Source organism: Sharpea porci (genome assembly GCF_009695655.1).
Taxonomy (GTDB): Bacteria; Bacillota_I; Bacilli_A; order Erysipelotrichales; family Coprobacillaceae; genus Sharpea; species Sharpea porci.
The window spans coordinates 1-1,203 of the sequence record NZ_VUNM01000074.1 but is presented as its reverse complement, the minus strand read 5'-3'; the positions used below and the strand labels follow the sequence as shown (position 1 = coordinate 1,203).

The 1,203-nt window shown below is 43.5% G+C and carries 1 protein-coding gene; it reads left to right on the top strand.

What is annotated here, in order from left to right:
- Positions 1 to 144 precede the first annotated feature (144 nt).
- A complete protein-coding gene (locus FYJ79_RS12390; RefSeq protein ID WP_154518923.1) occupies positions 145 to 1,143 on the top strand; it encodes an IS1/IS1595 family N-terminal zinc-binding domain-containing protein in 999 nt (332 codons plus the stop codon).
- Positions 1,144 to 1,203 lie beyond the last annotated feature (60 nt).

The window sequence follows — 1,203 nt, the reverse complement described above, 5'->3', positions numbered from 1 at the left end:
AAATCCCCATTTGCACAGTGGACCTATATGATATAGAATAATTATGCATGTAATGCAATTATGCTTTGGCGGGTGACTGTGCAATTGTGATTTTGGCGATCCTCTGTACGGTCATCCACCAAAGCAGAGAGGATCGCCAACCTTATGAAGAAAACTAAATATTTTGCATCTAGACGAGAGACACCTTGGGACTCGACTCTACGTGATAACGTCCAGGAATTCATAAGAAATGAATATCTAGACGATTATTATGAGAAGCATCCTGCCTTGAGCGAATCCAATGAGGCTAATCTCCTGAACGCTTTCGTTCCTGTATGCTGTCCGAACTGCGGGTCATTGAAGTTTACCAGAAAGGGATTTACATCCAACGGAATTCAGCGATACTGCTGTAAGGACTGTGGAAAGAGGTTCAACATACTCACTGGTACATTGCTCGACAACCACAAGATTTCAATCAGTGAATGGATTGAGTTCTGCCTCAATCTCTTCAGGCATGACAGCTTCTCATCAACATCGGCTAATAACAAGAACAGCACGACAACTACTGCGTACTGGACAAAAAAGTTGTTTTTGCTTCTTGAGGACTATACGGAAGGCATAGTACTTACAGGAAATGTGTACATTGACGAGACTTACTACAATGAAGCAGCCTCAAATCGCACTGTCAGGAACGGAAAGGAGCTCCGTGGGATATCCAAAAACAAGTACTGTATAGCTATGGGTTTTGACGGGGAGAAAGTCTACGCATTCCTTGAGGGGATGGCAAAGCCAACACGTGAAAGAACGCGTGATGCCTTTAAGAATCACATAGCCAGGGGCTCACATCTCATTCATGACAGGGAGAAGAGTCATAAAGTCCTTGTAGAGGAACTGGAGCTTAGCGAGGAAAGATACAATGCCCGTGAGATAGAAAAACTGCCAGATAAGAAGAATCCGCTTGCACCTATAAACCGCCAGTGCTTCATGCTTAAGGACTTTCTTAACGCTCATCCAGGGTTTAACAGAAAGGACCTGCAGGGATACCTTAATATCTTCTGCTTTATGCAGAATCCGCCCCATGACAAGCTCAAGAAGGTGGAAATGCTTCTGCGGGCGATAGTGTATTCGCAAAAGACGCTAAAATATCGAGATGCATGGAAGTAAAACGTTGGAATATCAACGTTTTTTTCTCTTTATATAGGTCCACTGTGCAAATGGGGATTT

Bases quoted from the DNA above. Each gene is read 5' to 3' on its own strand.
- FYJ79_RS12390 (WP_154518923.1), top strand. From the start codon at position 145: ATGAAGAAAACTAAATATTTTGCATCTAGACGAGAGACACCTTGGGAC.